Origin of the sequence: Streptomyces sp. NPDC093085 (assembly GCF_040683935.1) — a bacterium.
Classification (GTDB): Bacteria; Actinomycetota; Actinomycetes; order Streptomycetales; family Streptomycetaceae; genus Streptomyces.
On the sequence record NZ_JBFBFB010000004.1, the window covers coordinates 125,713 to 142,238 of the forward strand.

Here is a 16,526-nt window from a genome sequence, read left to right on the forward strand (position 1 = left end):
AGATTCAGGACCTTTCCGTTCTGAGGTGATGACGGCCGACCGCACGGGTGCGCGGAATGCCGGTGGAGGCGTCGGGTTCGACCTCGATGTGAATCCCGTACACGTCGCTGAGCAGCGCGGACTCGTACACCCGCGCCGGTGCGCCGGCCGCGACGACGCGCCCGGCGGAGAGCAGGACGACCTGGTCGGCGACGGCGGCGGCCTGGTCCAGGTCGTGCAGGACGACGCCGACGGTCACGCCGTGGGTGTCCGCGAGGTCGCGTACGAGGTCGAGGATCTCGACCTGGTAGCGGAGATCGAGATAGGTGGTGGGCTCGTCGAGGAGCAGGACATCGGTGTCCTGCGCGAGACAGCAGGCGAACCAGACGCGCTGCAACTGCCCGCCGGAGAGCGACTCGACCCCCCGGTCGGCGAGCTCCGCGACATCGGTGACGGCGAGCGCGCGCTCGACCATCCGCGCCCCGTCGGGATCGCTCCCCCGCAGCCGGCTCCGGTACGGATGCCGCCCGAACCCGACCACGTCCCGCACACTCAGCCCGGCGGGCGTGGCCCGGCTCTGGGCGAGCAGGGTGACGCGCCGGGCGAAGTCCGTACGGGAAAGCGCGAGCGCGTCCACGACAGCGCCCCCCGCGTCCGAGTGCTCCCCCGCGACCCGGACACTCCCGCTCCGGGCCTTCTGCAACCGCGCGACGGCCCGCAACAGGCTGGACTTCCCACTCCCGTTGGGCCCGATGAGCACGGTGACCTGCCCCCGGGGCAGCACGAGATCAGCCTCGTGCACCACATCGCCCCGGTCGTACGCGACGGTCATCCCCCGCACATCGAGCCCGACGGCATCGGGCCCGGCACGGAGGCGTGACGAGGGGTCTTCTCGCTCAGGAGCAGCAACATCCACGGAGCTAAGGCTAGCCTAACCAAACCTCCAGTGATCCCCCACAGGACGACCCAACCCCCAATACCCCCCGGAAACAACGGAGTTCACCCCGAAAACCGAACCACCCACCCCTCGGAAACACCGAATGGCGCCCCCTCACAGGGAGCGCCACCCGAAATCCCGCCTCAAGCCGTACCTACGAATCCGAGCACCCCGAACTCGATGAACCCGAAATCCGGTGAGCCCGAACCGGGACTCGAACGCCCCGGCTCCGGACCCGGCCCGAACCCGGACCGGCTCAGTCCTTGAAGATGTCCTTGACCTTCTCCTTGGCGTCGCGGACCTTCCCCTTGACCTCCTCGCCGCGCCCTTCCGCCTCCAGGGACTCGTTCCCCACGGCACCCCCGACGACCTTCTTGACCTTGCCCTTGAGCTGCTCGCCCTTGGCCTGCGCCTTCTCGTCCGCACTCATGATCATCCACATCTTTCCGGTTGGGAATGCCGATAACGCGCCTCTTCCCGCCAACGCCGCCCCCAAACCAGAAAAGTTTCCACAGGGAAAAGGTCCCCTCCGCGCGTACGATGGATGGACCGGGGAACCAGAGGGCTCGGAGGTTGATAGAAATGGGTCCGATTCTTCTCGTACTTCTTCTCGCCCTGATTCTTTTCGGGGTGGGCTTCGCGGTAAAGGCCCTGTGGTGGCTCGCCGTGATCGTCCTGATCGTCTGGCTCCTGGGCTTCGTCATCCACCCGCCCACCGGCGGCGGCCAACGGGGCCGCTGGTACCGCTGGTAGCCCACACACCCGACAGTCCACACACCCGACAGTCCACGCACAAACACGAAAGAGCGGGAGTCAGTAGTACTGACTCCCGCTCTCCCTGTCGGCATCCACCCGATCAGGACCTGGTCCCAGGTCCCTGACCGGCGAGTGCCCCCGGCAGGATTCGAACCTGCGCACACGGCTCCGGAGGCCGTTGCTCTATCCCCTGAGCTACGGGGGCGTGTTGCCGGTGTTGCTTGGCGACGGAGGAAACACTACCAGCTTCCACGGGGTGGCCGTGAACAGGTATTTCCGGGGCCCGGGCGCGGGAGGGGCGAGGGAGGCGGGAGGGGGTGGGGAGGGGCGTGGGCGCGGGGCGTGGGCGCGGGGCGTGGGCGTGGGGAGGGGCGGGCGCGGGAGGGGGTGTGGCGGGCGGTCAGGCCGAGGCTCGTTTCTGGGGGGTGGTCTTCTTCTGGGGGGTTTTCTTCGCCGCCGCCTTCTTTGTGGCTGCTTTTTTCGTCGCCGCCTTCTTCGCCTGGGGTTTCCGGTCTGCGGCTGGGGCGGGGGGCTTGCGGCGGCGGGAGGGGAGGGCCGTCACCTCTGCCACCGGCTTCTCATCCGTCTCGCCCCTCCCAACCTTCTCGCCCTTCTCGCCCTTCTCGTCGGCCCTGGCTTCCTTCGCCGCTCGTACGCTGTTCTCCAGGGCCGCCATCAGGTCCAGGACCCGGCCGCCCGCCGCCTCGGACGGTGCGCTCGTGAGGGGTTCGGCGCCTTCGCTCTTCGCCGCGATCATCTGTTCCACCGCTTCGCGGTAGTCGTCGTGGAGGGACGACAGGTCGACCGAGCCCAACGTGTCCATCAGGGCGTCCGCCAGGTCGAGTTCGGCGTCGCGTACGGTCACCTCGGTCTCCGGGGCGACGCCCTCGGGGGCGCGGATCTCGTCCGGCCAGAGGAGGCCGTGCATGGCGATCACGTCGCCCACGACCCGCAGCATCCCCAGCCGCTCCCGCCCCCGCAGGGCGAACTTCGCGACCGCCACCTTCTGGCTGCGCTTCAGCGCCTCGCGCAGCAGCGTGTACGGCTTGGCCGCCGGGACGCCGCTCGCGGAGAGGTAGTACGCGGTGTCCATCTGGAGCGGGTCGATCTCCGACGCCGGGACGAACGCCACGATCTCGATCGTCTTCGCCGTCGGCAGCGGCAGCCCGGCCAGATCCGCGTCCGTGATCGGGATCATGGCACCGGTCGCGTCCTCGTACGCCTTGCCGATGTCGGGGGTGGCCACCTCCTCGCCGTCCAGTTCGCAGACCTTCCGGTAGCGGATCCGGCCGCCGTCCTCCTTGTGGATCTGGCGGAAGGAGATCGAGTGGTTCTCGGTGGCGTTCACCAATTTGATCGGGATGCTGACCAGCCCGAAGGAGATCGCGCCGTTCCATAGGGATCGCAAGGTCTCCCACCTCTCAGGGGGAACATCACAGAGGGCGTGCGTCACAGAGGGCACACAGGGATATATGTGTGGGAATGTCATTTTATGACGCCAGTCACCGAGGTGGAGGGGCGGCGCCTGAGGCTCAGCAACCTCGACAAGGTGCTGTACGCCGCCACCGGCACCACCAAGGGCGAGGTCCTGCACTATTACGCCCGTACGGCGGCCCCCCTGCTGGCCCATCTCGCCGACCGCCCCGTCTCCTTCCTCCGCTACCCCGACGGCCCCGCCGGCCAGCGTTTCTTCACCAAGAACCCGCCCCCCGGCACCCCCTCCTGGGTGCGCGTCGCCGACGTACCCCGGCGCACCGCCGACACCGGGCGGCAGGTGGTCGTGGAGGGGCTGGCGGCCCTGATGTGGGCAGCAAACCTGGTCGTGGAGTTCCATACGCACCAGTGGCGGGCGAGCACCCCCGGAGAGGCCGACCGGCTCGTTCTCGACCTCGACCCCGGCCCGCCGGCGACCGCCGTCGAGTGCTGCGCGGTCGCCCTCTGGCTGCGCGACCGGCTGCGTACGGACGGGCTCGACGCCTATGTGAAGACCTCCGGCGCCAAGGGGCTTCATCTCCTTGTGCCGGTGGTACGGACGGACTCGGCCCAGGTCTCGGCGTACGCGAAGGGGCTCGCCGTCGAGGCCGAGGAGGCGCTGCCGGATCTGGTCGTCCACCGGATGACCCGCGCGCTCCGGCCGGGGAAGGTCTTCGTCGACCACAGCCAGAACGCCGCCGCCAAGACGACCGCCGCCCCGTACACCCTCCGGGCCCAGCGGGAACCTACTGTCTCGACGCCGCTGACCTGGGGAGAGGTCGAGGAGTGCGTCGGGCGGAGCGGCGGTCCCGCCCCGCTCGTCTTCCGGCTGGACGACATCGCGGGGCGGCTTGAACGGTACGGGGATCTACTCGGGCCGCTCGCACGCGGGGAGGGGGCCGCTCCCCTGCCGTGAGGGGCCGGGGAGGGGGCGTTCTCCGGATCTCAGACTTGGTGCCAGGTGTGGCGGTCCGCCTCAGGCTCGGTGCCAGGTGTGGCGGTTCCTGGCCGTCGCGTACAGCGCCTCGATGTCCGCCGGCTTCAGTACGCCGCCCAGCGCCGCGAGCCGCGCGATGTCCGCCTCGCCCAGGATGCGTACGTCCGCCGCCACCGGCAGCGGGTGCGACGCGTGCGCCCCGGCCACCGCCAGCACCGGGTCCACCGCCGTGGCCAGCGCCGAAGCGGCCCGTTCCGCGTCCCGGCGGGCCCAGCGCAGATGCGGGCGCGCCTCGCCCCGGCCGAGCGCCACCAGCGGGTCGTCCACCCGTACGCGGCGGCCGTGGCCGGCGACCGTCCGTACCGTCAGAACCCCCGCCGGGCCGATCGCCAGGTGGTCGATACGGGCCGCCCCGGGCAGCGGGATCGCGTGCAGGACCCGCCACCCCGCACCCTCCAGCGCGTCCAGCGCCGCCCCGACCGCCTCCTGCGCTGCCAGTTCGGCGGCGAGGCCACGGGGAGCACTACGGAAGACATGACCCGGGCCTGGGCCCCTTCGCCACGGGGGAATTCGCCACGGGGAAGACGGGGAGGCTGGGAAGGACAGGGAAGACGGGGATCTGTGGCGGGTGTCCGGGCTCTCCGACGCCTCGTCCAGTCGCGCGTGCAGCGCCTCGCCGGGGCGGTTCGGGGCCAGGTCGTCGTCGGGCGGGAGCGAGAGCCGGTCGAGCTCCGCCGGGGTCGGTACGGGCGCCGGGCCGATCGTGACCTCGCCGGTGAGGTACGGCGCCAGCGCGGCCAGGATGTCCTCGTGGCCCGCGCCGGTGAGCAGGTTGACCCGGCCGGTGCTCTTGTCGTACCAGGCGACGGTTCTGCCGTCCCGTCTGCTGACATAGAGGCGGTCCCGCCCCCGCCGGTACCCGGGGGTGACCCGTAAGCGACTCATCTCCGCCCCACCACCTGCCATGACCCCTCAATACCCTCCGTCCCAGGGTCTGAACGGTCCGGCCGGGAACGACCGGGAACGGTCCGGACCTTCCCCTGTCGGGGGGATGCGGCACACTCTCCTCACAACACTTCCGGCCATTCCCGGTGAGGAACGACTTATGATCATCTTTGGTACCAGGGGCTACCTCTACCAACTGGCGATATTGACGCTGGTCTGCGGCCACTGCGGGAACCCCTCGGCGCACACGCTGCGCAAGCGCGTCACCAAGTTCACGCTCTTCTTCATCCCACTGTTCCCGTTCTCCACGAGCTTCGCGACCCAGTGCACCTTCTGCGGTATGGAGCAGCGGATCTCCAAGGAGCAGGCCGACCAGCTCCTCGCCCAGAGCGCGGCACACGGCACCGGCGTCCCGCAGCAGCCGGGCCAGGGGAACCCGTACGGCCAGCCGGGGCAGCCGGGGCCGGGGAATCCGTACGGCCAGCCCGGTCAGACCGGCCAGCCGAGCCAGGGGAACCCGTACCGGCAGTGAGGTCCGGCGGGAGGTCCGGGCGGGCTTCTGCCGGGGGTCCGGTGGCGAACCGTACACAAGTGGGCTATCACCCCATAAGGTGATGGAACGACCGACCCGGTTCCGCCGCCGCCCCAGGAGCCCCGTGCACCCTCGCCGCCGCACCGCCGCCACCGCGCTGGCCGTCACCGCCGCGCTGGCCCTCACCCTCTCCGCCTGCGGTGACGAGAGCGGGCTCAAGAGCGCGGGCCCCACCCCCACCGCCGCCGGCCCCGTCCGCCTCTGGCCCGGTCTCCCCGCCGCCTCCACACCGCCCCTCCAGGTCGGCGAGAGCGACCGGCGGCGCGTGCCCGGGATCGAGGTGGCGCACGGCGATGTCGCGGCGCTGGACCCGGTCGCCGTCGTCCGCGCCGACGACGCCGGGCGGCCCGCCGACGACTACGGCATCGACGGGCTCCCCAGCGCCACCGCCACCGCCCTCGACCACTGCGGCCGGAACGGACAGGAACGGGGACAGGTGCAAGGGCAGGGGCAGGGGAACGAGCAGGGGCAGGGGAAGCCGGGCGAGCAGGGGCTCGGCGGGCTGTCCGCCTGCCCGGTCCTCAAGGCGTACCACCGGGATCTCACCGGCGACGGCCACGACGAGCTGATCGTCGGCATACGCCTCCCCGACCACGAGCTCTCCGTACGGTGCTATAGGGCCGAGAACGGCGGCCTGACCCGGATCATGTCCACCTCCGACCCCATCACGGGCGTCGAACTCGCGGGCCGCGAGCTGATCCTGCGCGTCGTCGCGGGGGACCTTCCGGGGTACGCGTACCGCACCACCTGGTCGTGGAACGCCCAGCGGGGCACGATGCTGCCCACCCACGACGAGATCGTCCCCAACCCGGCCGACGGCCCCGACCGCACCATCCCGGCCCGCCACGCCACGGCCGCCCCGACCCGTCGCGAGACCCAGCGCGCCACGCACACCACGCACACCACCCGGGCCACCCCGGTCACCCCAGCCGCCCCCGCCCCGTCGGTGACACCGTGAGCCCCCGCCCGCCGGCCTGGCTCCGCCCACCGAACCGGCGGCGACCGGCCTGGCTCCGACTCCCGAACCGGCGGCCTCCGGCCTGGTTCCGGCCGCCCGCCTGGACCGCTCGGCTGACCTGGAAGGCCGCCGTCTTCATCACGGTGATGTGCTGCGCCCTCGCCACCCTCCTCGGCATCCTCGTCCATGTCTCCGTCACCCGGCAGACCGTCGACGCCGCCCGCGCGAAGGCGCTCTCCCGGCTCACGGAGGTCACGCGGATCTACGAGTCGGGGCGCCCCCTCCCCCGGTTCGCCGGGGTCGATCCGCCCGGCCTGCCGGAGCCGCTGCGCGTACTCGCCACGCACGGGGAGCGCGGCACGATGGTCGCCGCCTTCCGGGGCCGGCCGACGATGTGGGCCGCCGGGCCCGCCGACGGCCACGCGCTCGCCGCCCACGTCGACTACTCCCTCAGCCAGTCCACCATCACCCACCTGGACCGCGCGATCCTCGGCTCCTCGGTGCTCGCCATCGGCGCCACACTCCTCGTCGGCGCCTTCGCCATGACCCGGGTGACCCGCCGCCTCCACCTCACCGCGCAAGTCGCGCGCCGGATCAGCGCGGGCGACCTGGACGCCCGGGTCGACGACCCCCGCACCCGGCCGCCCACCGCCACCTCCGCATCCGCATCCGGGTCCGGGTCCAGGCGGGTCCCGTACCCCCGCGACGAGGTCGCCACCGTCTCCGCCGCGCTGGACGCCATGGCCGCCACGCTCCAGCGGAAGCTGCTCAGCGAGCAGCGCTTCACCGCCGATGTCGCCCACGAGCTGCGCACCCCGCTGACCGGCCTCTCGGCCGCCGCCGAACTCCTCCCCGAGGGCCGCCCCACCGAGCTGGTACGGGACCGGGTCCGCGCCATGCGGAAGCTGACCGAGGACCTGCTGGAGATCTCGCGCCTCGACGCCCGTACGGAGAAGGTCGACCTGGCGGTCCACGCGCTGGGGCCCCTGGTGGAGGGGGTGGTACGGGCGGCGAGCGCCCCCGCCCCCGGGACCACCTCCGGGACCACCGAGGTCCGTATCCTCCGCGACGCCGCCGTCGAGACCGACCGCCGCCGCCTGGAACGCGTCCTCGGCAACCTCGTCGCCAACGCGCACCGCCACGGCCGCGCCCCCGTCATCCTGACCGTGGAAGGCCCGGTGGTGACCGTACGCGATCACGGCGCGGGATATCCGGCGTACCTGCTGGAGCACGGCCCGCAGCGGTTCCGTACCGAAGGCACCGCAGTCGGCCACGGGCTCGGCCTGACCATCGCCGCCGGGCAGGCCGAGGTGATCGGCGCCGAGCTGGCCTTCCGCAACGCCCCGGAGGGCGGCGCCCTGGCGCAGGTCACGCTCACCGCGTACGTACCGGCCGAACCGCCCGAGCAGTACGAACCGCCCGAGCAGCAGGAGCGGCCCGGGCAGCACGAGCCACCCGTACCCTCCGATCGGTCACGAAACCCCGCATCCCCATAAGCGGACATACAGCCGCATCACACTCCCCCTTGCTACGTTGCAGGAATGACCGCACCGAGGGCACCACGCGCCGAGGCACCCCTCCCCGAGCTGCGCGCCCCCCGGCGCCGAGGCGTCGAACTCTCCCTCCTCCTCTGCGCCGTACTCATCGCGCTCTACGGTTACGTCGCCGTCGGCCTCGGCCGGAACCACACCGTCCCCCCGGACGCCCTCGGCTACGGCGCCGGGCTCGGCGCGCTCGCGCTCCTCGCGCATATCGCGGTCCGGCTGCGCGCCCCGTACGCCGATCCGCTGCTCCTGCCCATCGCGGTGCTGCTCAACGGGCTCGGCCTCGTCCTGATCTACCGGCTCGACCTGGAGACCCCGGACAACCGGGCCGCGCCCACCCAACTCGTCTGGTCCACGCTGGGCGTGGCGCTCTTCATCGCCGTCGTCGCGTTCCTCCGCGACCACCGCGTCCCGGCGCGGTACGCGTATCTCTCCGTCGCGACCGCGCTCTTCCTCCTCGTCGTGCCGATCGCCTTCCCGGCGGTGAACGGGGCGAAGATCTGGATCCGGTTCGGCGGACTCTCCTTCCAGCCCGGGGAGTTCGCCAAGATCCTGCTGGCCGTCTTCTTCGCCGCGTACCTCGCCGCCAACCGCAACGCCCTCACCTACACGGGGCGCCGCTTCCAACTGCCCCGGGGGCGGGTGCTCGGGCCGCTGGTGGCGATCTGGCTGCTCAGCGTGCTCGTCCTGGTCCTCGAACGCGATCTGGGGACCTCGCTGCTCTTCTTCGGGCTCTTCGTCGTCATGCTGTACGTCGCCACCGGGCGCACCGGCTGGATCGCGGCCGGGCTGCTGCTCGCCGCCGCCGGGGCGTTCGTCGTCGGCTCGCTCGAACCGCATGTCCACAGCCGGGTGGAGGACTGGCTCGACCCGTTCGCCTCCATCAGGGCGGGCCAGGGCCCCGGCCAACTCGCCCAGTCCCTCTTCGCGTTCGCGGCCGGCGGGATGCTCGGCACGGGGCTCGGGCTCGGCAAGTCGATCCTGATCGGGTTCGCCGCGAAGTCGGACTTCATCCTGGCGACGGCGGGTGAGGAGCTGGGCCTGGTCGGCCTGACGGCGCTCTTCCTGCTGTACGCGCTGCTGGTGGCCCGGGGTTTCCGGATCGGCCTGGCCCTGCGCGACCCGTTCGGCCGGCTGCTCGCCATCGGGCTCGCCTCGATCCTGGGGCTCCAGGTCTTCGTCATCGCGGGCGGGGTGATGGGGCTGATCCCGCTGACCGGGATGGCGATGCCGTTCCTGGCGCAGGGCGGCTCGTCGGTCGTCACCAACTGGATCATGGTCGCGCTGCTGATCCGGATGAGCGACTCGGCCCGGGGGCCGGACGGGGGACCGGCCAGGGAGCCGGACGAGGGTCCGGACAGGGGGCCGGACAGAGGTCCGGCCAGAGGTCCTGACGGAGGCCCGGCCAGAGGTGCTGACGGTGGCCCGGACGGAGGCCTGGACGGAGGTCCTGACGGAGGCCCGGACAGGGATCCGCTCGACCCCGTGCAGGTGACCGCCCGATGACCCGGCACATCCGCCGCACCGCCGTCCTCTTCCTCGTCCTCCTCGCCGCCCTGCTGGTCAACGCGGCCAGGATCCAGGTCGTCGACGCCGACTCGCTCGACCACAACCCGGCCAACCGCCGTGACACCGTGGCCCGTTACTCCCAGAAGCGCGGCGACATCCTCGTCGACGGCAAGACCGTCACCGGCTCGCGCGACTCGGGGCAGCAGTTGCGCTGGGAGCGCACGTACCGGCACGGCCCGCTGTACGCGCCCGTCACCGGCTACGCCTCCCAGACGTACGGCACGACGCTGCTGGAGAACGCCGAGGACCCGGTCCTCTCCGGTACGGACCCGATGCTCGCCCCGTTCCCCTTCTGGAACGAACTCACCGGCGCCCGTGCCCCCGGCGGCTCCATCGCCACCACCATCAAGGAGCCGGTGCAGCGCGCCGCGTACGACGGACTGGCCGGGCGGCGCGGCGCGGTGGCGGCGGTCGAGCCGTTCAGCGGCCGGATCCTGGCGCTGGTCAGCAGCCCTTCGTACGACCCCGAGGTGCTCTCGGGGACGGGCGGCGCGGTGACGGACGCGTGGACGCGGCTGACCGGGGAGCCCGCGCAGCCGATGCTCAACCGGGCGATCCGGCAGACGTATCCGCCCGGCTCCGCCTTCAAGATCGTGACCGCGGCGGCGGCGCTGGACTCCGGCACGGTCAAGGACGTCGACGCGCCGACCGGCATCCCGGAGCCGTATGTCCTGCCGGGCACCCGCACCACGCTCCCGAACGAGACGGAGGGGTGCGACCGGGCCTCGCTCGCGTATGCGATCCAGTGGTCGTGCAACACGGTCCTGGCCGGGCTCGGGGTGGAGACCGGGCTGCCCCGGATGCTCGAAACGGTGCGGAAGTTCGGCTTCAACGACGACACGCTGCGGATTCCGTCCCGCGTCGCCGCCTCGAACTTCGACACCCGGATGAGCGACGACCGGCTCGCGCTCTCCTCGATCGGGCAGTACGACACCCGGGCGACGCCGCTCCAGATGGCGATGGTGGCCTCGGCGGTGGCGAACGGAGGGGACCTCAAGTACCCGTTCCTGGTGGACCGTACGCTGACGTCGAAGGGTGCGGTGGTCTCCCGCACGGGGCAGCGTTCGTACGCGCGGGCGATGAACCCGCTGACGGCGCAGCGGCTGCGGACGATGATGATCGACGCGGTGGAGGACGGCACGGGCGGCAACGCGGCGATCGCGGGCGCGACGGTCGGCGGCAAGACGGGCACGGCCCAGCACGGGGTGGACAACACCGGGACGCCGTATGCCTGGTTCATCGCCTGGGCCCAGTCGGGCACATCGGGCCGGCCGGCGGTCGCGGTGGCGGTGGTCGTGGAGGACGCGGAGGCGGACCGGGCGGACATCAGCGGCGGGGGCGACGCGGCGCCGATCGCCCGGGGGGTGATGGAGGCGGCGTTGAGGGAAGGGGATTGACCGGGGTCGACGGGGATCAGGGGGAGGCAGTGATGACGGACTCGGCTTGGGTTTCGGCGTCGGGGTCGGCGTCGGCGTCGGCCGGGATATCGGTGGCGGAGGCGCTGGACCGGATAGCGCGGCGGGATCCGGGGCTGAACGCGTTCCTGGACGTGTGGGATGTACGGGCCGCGCCTCCCCCGGGCAACCCGGAACTCCCCCTGGGCCTGGGCCTGGAGCTGAGGCCGGGCCTGGAGCCGGGGCTCGGCCTGGGGCTGTCGGGGATGCCGTTCGCGGTGAAGGGCCCGACCGGGATCCGGTCGTACGCGGCGCGGCGGCTGATCGCGGCGGGCGCGGTGCCGGTGGGGTCGACGGCGGTGCCGGGCCCGGGTACGTACTGGCAGACATGGGGCCAGGGCAGACACGGCCGTACGGTCAACCCGTACCGCCCGGACCGTACCCCCGGCGGTTCCTCGGCCGGCGCGGCGGTGGCGGTCGCGGCGGGCATGGTGCCGCTGGCGACGGGGAGCGACGGCGCGGGGTCGGTACGGATCCCGGCGGCCTGGTGCGGCGTCTTCGGCCTGAAGACGACGAACGGCCTCCTCCCCTCACCGGACCGCACGGGCCTGGCCTCGGCCGGGGTACTGACACCTTCGGCGGCGGGGGCCCGGGCGTATCTGGCCTGCGTGCTGGGGCCGCCCCCTGAGCGCACCCCGCTGCCGCTCCCCCTCTCCGCCCGCTACTCCCCCGACCTGGGGTTCGCGGAGACGGACCCGGAGGTGGCGGCGGTGGCGGGGGCGGCGGTGGACCGGTTGGCCGCGGCGGGTGTCATACGGAGGCCGACCGGCGACCGGGCCGGTGGGGCTCCGTTCACGCTGCTGGAACCGCGCGAGGCGTGGCAGACGATACGGAGCGGAGCGCACCAGGGGACGGTTCCGACGGCACGGGCGGAGGAGGTGCGGCGGGCGGAGGAGGTCCGGGCGGAAGAGGTCCGGGCGGAGAACAACCGCCGGCTGGACACCCTGTTCCGAGGCCGAGGCCGAGGCCGCGGCCCAGCTCCAGCCCAAACCCCAGCCCCGGCCCCGGCCCCAGCCCCCGGAACCTCTTTCGCCCCCGGCACCTCGCTCCTCCTCACCCCGACCACCCCCAATCGCCCGCATGGGCATGAGGGTCCGGGTGAGACGACGTATTCGACGGCGCTGACATGGGCGTTCAACGTGAGCGGGCACCCGGCGGCGAGCATCAGGGCGGGGTTCACGGCGGACGGCTGCCCGGTGGGGTTGCAGTTGGTGGCGGACCGGGGCGAGGACGCGAAGCTGGTGGAGGCGGCGGCAGCGGCGGAGGCGGCCCTGTCGGCACCGTGACGTCGGCCCCTGAGCCCCTGGACCGCCGAACCGCTGGCCCGCCGAGCCGATGGACCGCCGAGCCGATGGTCGCCGGCCCGCTAGGCCAAGGGCTCCCGCCGCTCCCGCCACTCCGCCGGAACCGCCCCCACCCCCGTACGGGCAGCGACGATGCCGCCCGTGATGGCGCAGGTCGTATCGACGTCGCCGAACCCTTCCGCCGTGGCCCAGAGCGCGGCGGTCAGGTCGTCGCGGTGCCGGGCGGCCGTCCAGACGGCGAAGGGCACGGTGTCGTCGGCCCGGACGCGCGCACCGCTGCCGAGGAGTGCGGCGGCCTCGCGGGGCGGGGTGGTGAAGGGCAGTTCGGCGGCGCGGGCCAGCCCGTCCCGTACGGGCCCTTCGGGGGTGGCGCGGGCGACGGCCGTGACGGTGAGTTCGCTCCGTACCGAAAGACCCGCCGCCACGGCGACGGCCACCGCGCCCGCGATGCCCTGGGGGTGCGCGTGGGTGACCTCGGCGGAGAGGGCGGCCTGGTGCGCGGCGTACGCGAGGTCGGCGGCGAAGCGCGCGCCGAGCGGTGCGACCCGCATGGCGGCACCGTTGCCGAGGCTGCCCCCGTCGAAGAGACCGGGCGCGAGGGTGCGCCACTCCTGGGGCCGTTCGAGGAGGGCGGGGAGCAGCATGTGCATACCGTGCCCGTACCCCCGCCCCTGGTCGGTGTCGAAGGCGAGCGCGAAGGCGGAGGCGAGCCGGTCCTGCTCGACGGAGCCGCACTCGTCCAGCACCCGGTGCAGGGCGAGGGCGAGGGCGGTGTCATCGGTCCAGGGCCACTCCAGCTCGGCGGGGGTGACCCGGGCGGCGATCTCGGCGGAGGCGCGGTCGCGGTCCCGGAAGAGCGGGAACCAGCGCTCGCCGAAGGCGTCGCCCAGGGCGAGCCCTTCGAGGCTGCGGCGGGCGGCGGCGCGGTCGGTACGGTCGGCACCGTCGGCACTGTCGGCGCGTAATCGGTGGGTGGTCATGGCCCCCATGGTGCCGCAGGAGCGGGGTTCCCCTCAGCCGCGTATTCACCGTAGCCGTACCGGCACAGGGCCCGGTTCCGCCGACGTACCCCCGTTCCGCCGACGTACCCCGATTCCACCGACGCCCCCGCTCTCCCGAACTTCCCTGCCAAAAAAGGAAGTTGACCAAGCAACCTTCTCCCGCGCCACACCATCCCCTCTACCGAACAGCACCCTTTCGAGGTGCCGTCACCAGGAAGGCACAGCACGTCACATGTCAAGCAAGAGACCCTTCAAGCAGGTTCTGGCGACAGCCGCAGCGGCGACCGCCCTCGTCCTGGCCTCCCCGGCGACGGCCGACGCGGCCGCCGCTTCCTCCCTGTCGAACAAGTCCACGGGCCAGTGCCTGGCCGTGCCCGGCGGCAGCAAGGCCAACGGCACCCAGGTGATCCAGTGGCCCTGCGGGAGCACGAACACCAATGACCAGAAGTGGGAGCCGGAGATCGTCGGCAGCCAGATCAGGCTGAAGAACCAGCACAGCGGCAAGTGCCTCGCCATCCCCCAGGGGAACTCGGCCAACGGCGTGGTGGCCATTCAGTGGAGCTGCGGCAGCGGCAAGGATCAGCTCTGGGATCTGGCCCCGGACCCGTTCGGCCGCTACAGCACCGTCAAGAACGCCGCCACCGGCAAGTGCCTGGGCATCCCCAGCGGCACCACCAAGTCCGGCACCAAGGCCATCCAGTGGTCCTGCAACGGCGCGCAGGACCAGCAGTGGGCGTTCAACTGACGGAACGACTCCTCCCGCGAGGTCGCCGGACGCCGCCTGCCCTGATGACGGACAAGGACCGGCGCCGGGCCCGTGACACGGCCGATACGGCCGATACGGCCGATACGCCGTAAGGAGCCGCGCAAGACGGACGCGTACGTGAAGAGACGACTGTCAGCCGTACGCGTCCCCTCCCCGGGGCTCGATGGGACCCCAGGATGACGGACGACGGATGACGGCCGAGGGCTGAGGGTCACGGGTCACGGGTCACGGTGAGCGAAGGCGGCACCCCGGGGCTCACTTTCCGTCCACCCGCCGAGCGCCAGGACCTGACGGAACCGCCCCGCCCTCCACGACACGAACGGCTCCACTCCCCCGACCTCATCGCGACGCCAAGCTCGACCGGATCGAGCAGTTCAGGACCGCTCCCGGACCGGCTCTTCGTCTTCGACGAGCTGGGGCCGTTGGGGATCCGGCCCGCCGGCCGAAAGGGACGGGTTCACGAGAGGCCAGCGACAGCAGGACGCCTCAGGAAGCGGACTGCTCGATCTCCCCCGCAAAGACGATGACCTGGTCGATGAGGCTCCGCCGCAGATGGACGACGTCCGTTCCCGCCAGACGCGGGCCTCCGTCCGGTGTGGTGAAGACCCACTGGTACCGGGCCCACTCGTCAGGCATGTCCACCGCTGAGCAGCGCACCATCGTTCCGGTCCCCGCCGGGTGGCGCCGGATGTCCAGCACGAACCGTTCGACCGCCGCGATGCCTTCGCTGCGGCCCAACGGCCCCCAGAAGACCACGTCCGAGGTCAGGGCCTGGGAGAGCAGGGCAGTCACATAGCTGTCGTCCGAGGCGTTGAACGCGGAGATGAACGTGTCGATCGCGGAGCGTGCCGTCTCTTCCTGCATGCCCCAGTAATACCAGCCGTTGCGCGTGCGCCCGCCCCCCGCCCCGTCAAGCTCCACGCCTTCATCCGCAGCGCCGAAGCCGGGAGGTTCGGCCAGGTGAGCCGGTTCGAACGCCTCGCCTGGCGCTCCGGGGCCCGGGCGATCGCAGGCCCCGCCCCTTCCTCGGCGAGACTGGGCCCGTGAGAAGTGAAGACACTCTGTTCACCGGTGGGCCGCTCGACGGGCGGGTGCTGCCTGTGCTGACCGGGCCCACCGGCAATCCGCCCAAGTGGTACGAGGTGCCCGTGCCCTCCGCCGATGGCGGGGCGCCCACCGTGTACGCGTACGTGCGGGAGCCCGCCGGGTACAGCAAGCGGCTCGGGATCCAGCGGGGCTGGCGGTACGTGTACGTCCCCGAGGGGCGCGGGCCGCGCGGGCCCCGGTGGCCCTGGTCCAAGCCCCCTGCCCCGGGGGCTTCTCCGAACGCCGGGGAGGAGTGACCCCGGGTGGCACCCGGGGGGCGTCGCTCTCGGGCCGATGAGGCGGCCCCGCCCGGTGGAATGGGTGTGTCAGGAAGGGAGCCGTGCGCCCAGGAGTTCTTCGGAGCGTTTCCACAGGCCGCGGGCCAGGTCGGGGTCCTGGGCCTGTGAGTGGCGCGGTTCGCTGTCCCTGCGCTTGTAGTAGTAGGCACCTGAGCGCCAGTCGGTGCCCGGGGTTCCCTCGGCCAGCCATACGATCTGGTCCGCGCCCTGTTCACTGGTGGAGAGGGCGATCTGCCGGATGCCCGGCTTCGTCCCGAAGAAGCGGACGAACCTGATGATCGGGCTCGTGGCCTGCGCCCCGAAATTCGTCGCGACGTTGCCGGGGTAGAACGAGGCCGCCGAGATGCCGGCCGCGTGGTAACGCCGGTGGAGTTCGGCCGTGAAGAGAATGTTCTCCAGCTTCGCCGCGCCGTACGCGTCCACGGCGTCGAAATCGCGGTCGTGGTCGAGGTCGTTCAGATCGATCTGCTTGGCGAAGCGCACGGTGCTCGACGTCTGCAGGACGGACGCCCCCGAGGCGATCAGGGTGTCCAGGAGCAGGCGCGTGAGCAGGAACGGCGCCAAGTGGTTGACCTGGAAGGTCTTCTCGAAGCCGTCGACGGTCTTCGTCCGGGCGCCGAAGACTCCGCCCGCGTTGTTCGCCAGCACGTCTATACGGGGGTACGCGGACTTCAGCTCGGCGGCCAGGCGTACGACCTCGTCCAGACGCGTGAAGTCCGCGACGTAGGAGTCGACGCCCAGTTCGGCGGCGACCGCCCGGGTCTTCTCGGGCGACCGGCCCACGACGACCACCGTATGGCCGTCCGCGTGCAGCCTCCGCGCGGCGGCGGCGCCTATGCCGTCGCTCGCGCCGGTGATGACGACGGTCTTCTTCTCGCTCATCGCTTCCCTGCTTCCTTTTCCCGGACTTGCCCGGCCTTGCCCGG

At 72.1% G+C, this 16,526-nt stretch carries 17 protein-coding genes and 1 tRNA gene; 10 read left to right on the plus strand and 8 right to left on the minus strand.

The annotated features are described in order from the left end of the window. Positions 1-4: 4 nt before the first annotated feature. Both AB0O07_RS14310 and AB0O07_RS14315 read right to left on the minus strand, forming a co-directional pair. Entirely contained in the window at positions 5-811 is an 807-nt protein-coding gene (locus tag AB0O07_RS14310) for an ABC transporter ATP-binding protein (RefSeq protein ID WP_365631851.1), read from the minus strand. Positions 812-1,172: 361 nt separating this feature from the next. Beyond that, complete coding sequence (locus tag AB0O07_RS14315; RefSeq protein ID WP_365631854.1) at positions 1,173-1,346, minus strand: CsbD family protein; 174 nt, start codon at positions 1,344-1,346, stop codon at positions 1,173-1,175. A gap of 152 nt (positions 1,347-1,498) precedes the next feature. Between AB0O07_RS14315 and AB0O07_RS14320 the strand changes: the two genes are divergently transcribed. After that, on the plus strand, positions 1,499-1,669 hold the full coding sequence (locus AB0O07_RS14320) for a hydrophobic protein (RefSeq protein WP_365631857.1): 171 nt from the start codon (positions 1,499-1,501) through the stop codon (positions 1,667-1,669). 136 nt (positions 1,670-1,805) lie between these two features. On the opposite strand, the gene AB0O07_RS14325 is transcribed toward AB0O07_RS14320, so the two are convergent. After that, positions 1,806-1,877: transfer RNA gene (locus tag AB0O07_RS14325), tRNA-Arg, on the minus strand. 195 nt (positions 1,878-2,072) lie between these two features. Continuing rightward, entirely contained in the window at positions 2,073-3,080 is a 1,008-nt protein-coding gene (locus AB0O07_RS14330; protein WP_365631860.1) for a Ku protein, read from the minus strand. A gap of 84 nt (positions 3,081-3,164) precedes the next feature. On the opposite strand from AB0O07_RS14330, the gene ligD reads away from it, so the two are divergent. Continuing rightward, entirely contained in the window at positions 3,165-4,061 is an 897-nt protein-coding gene (ligD, locus tag AB0O07_RS14335) for a non-homologous end-joining DNA ligase (RefSeq protein WP_365631863.1), read from the plus strand. Positions 4,062-4,121: 60 nt separating this feature from the next. On the opposite strand, the gene AB0O07_RS14340 is transcribed toward ligD, so the two are convergent. Further along, positions 4,122-5,027 carry a nuclease-related domain-containing protein gene (locus AB0O07_RS14340; protein ID WP_365631866.1) on the minus strand — a complete coding sequence of 302 codons (906 nt, stop codon included), beginning with the start codon at positions 5,025-5,027 and terminating at the stop codon, positions 4,122-4,124. Positions 5,028-5,187: 160 nt separating this feature from the next. Between AB0O07_RS14340 and AB0O07_RS14345 the strand changes: the two genes are divergently transcribed. The 6 genes from AB0O07_RS14345 (at position 5,188) to AB0O07_RS14370 (ending at position 12,430) form a co-directional block, all read left to right on the plus strand. Further along, positions 5,188-5,559 (plus strand): zinc-ribbon domain-containing protein, encoded by a 372-nt coding sequence (locus AB0O07_RS14345; protein WP_365631869.1) that lies wholly within the window; start codon positions 5,188-5,190, stop codon positions 5,557-5,559. 124 nt (positions 5,560-5,683) lie between these two features. Continuing rightward, the gene (locus AB0O07_RS14350; RefSeq protein WP_365631872.1) at positions 5,684-6,577 is read left to right on the plus strand and encodes a hypothetical protein; all 894 of its coding nucleotides are present in this window, start codon (positions 5,684-5,686) and stop codon (positions 6,575-6,577) included. A 146-nt stretch (positions 6,578-6,723) separates the two neighbouring features. Continuing rightward, on the plus strand, positions 6,724-8,073 hold the full coding sequence (locus tag AB0O07_RS14355; protein WP_365633000.1) for a HAMP domain-containing sensor histidine kinase: 1,350 nt from the start codon (positions 6,724-6,726) through the stop codon (positions 8,071-8,073). A gap of 45 nt (positions 8,074-8,118) precedes the next feature. Continuing rightward, the gene (locus AB0O07_RS14360; protein WP_365631875.1) at positions 8,119-9,627 is read left to right on the plus strand and encodes an FtsW/RodA/SpoVE family cell cycle protein; all 1,509 of its coding nucleotides are present in this window, start codon (positions 8,119-8,121) and stop codon (positions 9,625-9,627) included. Then, positions 9,624-11,087 carry a penicillin-binding transpeptidase domain-containing protein gene (locus tag AB0O07_RS14365; RefSeq protein WP_365631878.1) on the plus strand — a complete coding sequence of 488 codons (1,464 nt, stop codon included), beginning with the start codon at positions 9,624-9,626 and terminating at the stop codon, positions 11,085-11,087. The genes AB0O07_RS14360 and AB0O07_RS14365 overlap by 4 nt, the downstream gene beginning before the upstream one ends. A 32-nt stretch (positions 11,088-11,119) precedes the next feature. Continuing rightward, a complete protein-coding gene (locus AB0O07_RS14370) occupies positions 11,120-12,430 on the plus strand; it encodes an amidase family protein (protein WP_365631881.1) in 1,311 nt (436 codons plus the stop codon). An 80-nt stretch (positions 12,431-12,510) separates the two neighbouring features. Here AB0O07_RS14370 and AB0O07_RS14375 read toward each other — a convergent pair whose 3' ends face one another. After that, positions 12,511-13,428, minus strand: coding sequence for an ADP-ribosylglycohydrolase family protein (locus AB0O07_RS14375; protein WP_365631884.1), 918 nt, complete (start codon positions 13,426-13,428; stop codon positions 12,511-12,513). A gap of 253 nt (positions 13,429-13,681) precedes the next feature. Here AB0O07_RS14375 and AB0O07_RS14380 point away from each other — a divergent pair, with 253 nt between their 5' ends. Then, positions 13,682-14,194, plus strand: coding sequence for an RICIN domain-containing protein (locus tag AB0O07_RS14380; RefSeq protein WP_365631887.1), 513 nt, complete (start codon positions 13,682-13,684; stop codon positions 14,192-14,194). A 507-nt stretch (positions 14,195-14,701) separates the two neighbouring features. On the opposite strand, the gene AB0O07_RS14385 is transcribed toward AB0O07_RS14380, so the two are convergent. Continuing rightward, positions 14,702-15,079 carry a nuclear transport factor 2 family protein gene (locus AB0O07_RS14385; RefSeq protein WP_365631890.1) on the minus strand — a complete coding sequence of 126 codons (378 nt, stop codon included), beginning with the start codon at positions 15,077-15,079 and terminating at the stop codon, positions 14,702-14,704. A gap of 179 nt (positions 15,080-15,258) precedes the next feature. Between AB0O07_RS14385 and AB0O07_RS14390 the strand changes: the two genes are divergently transcribed. Then, positions 15,259-15,558, plus strand: a complete 300-nt coding sequence (locus AB0O07_RS14390) for a hypothetical protein (protein ID WP_365631893.1) — start codon at positions 15,259-15,261, stop codon at positions 15,556-15,558. A 69-nt stretch (positions 15,559-15,627) separates the two neighbouring features. On the opposite strand, the gene AB0O07_RS14395 is transcribed toward AB0O07_RS14390, so the two are convergent. Next, the gene (locus tag AB0O07_RS14395; RefSeq protein ID WP_365631895.1) at positions 15,628-16,482 is read right to left on the minus strand and encodes an SDR family NAD(P)-dependent oxidoreductase; all 855 of its coding nucleotides are present in this window, start codon (positions 16,480-16,482) and stop codon (positions 15,628-15,630) included. Positions 16,483-16,526: the final 44 nt, after the last annotated feature.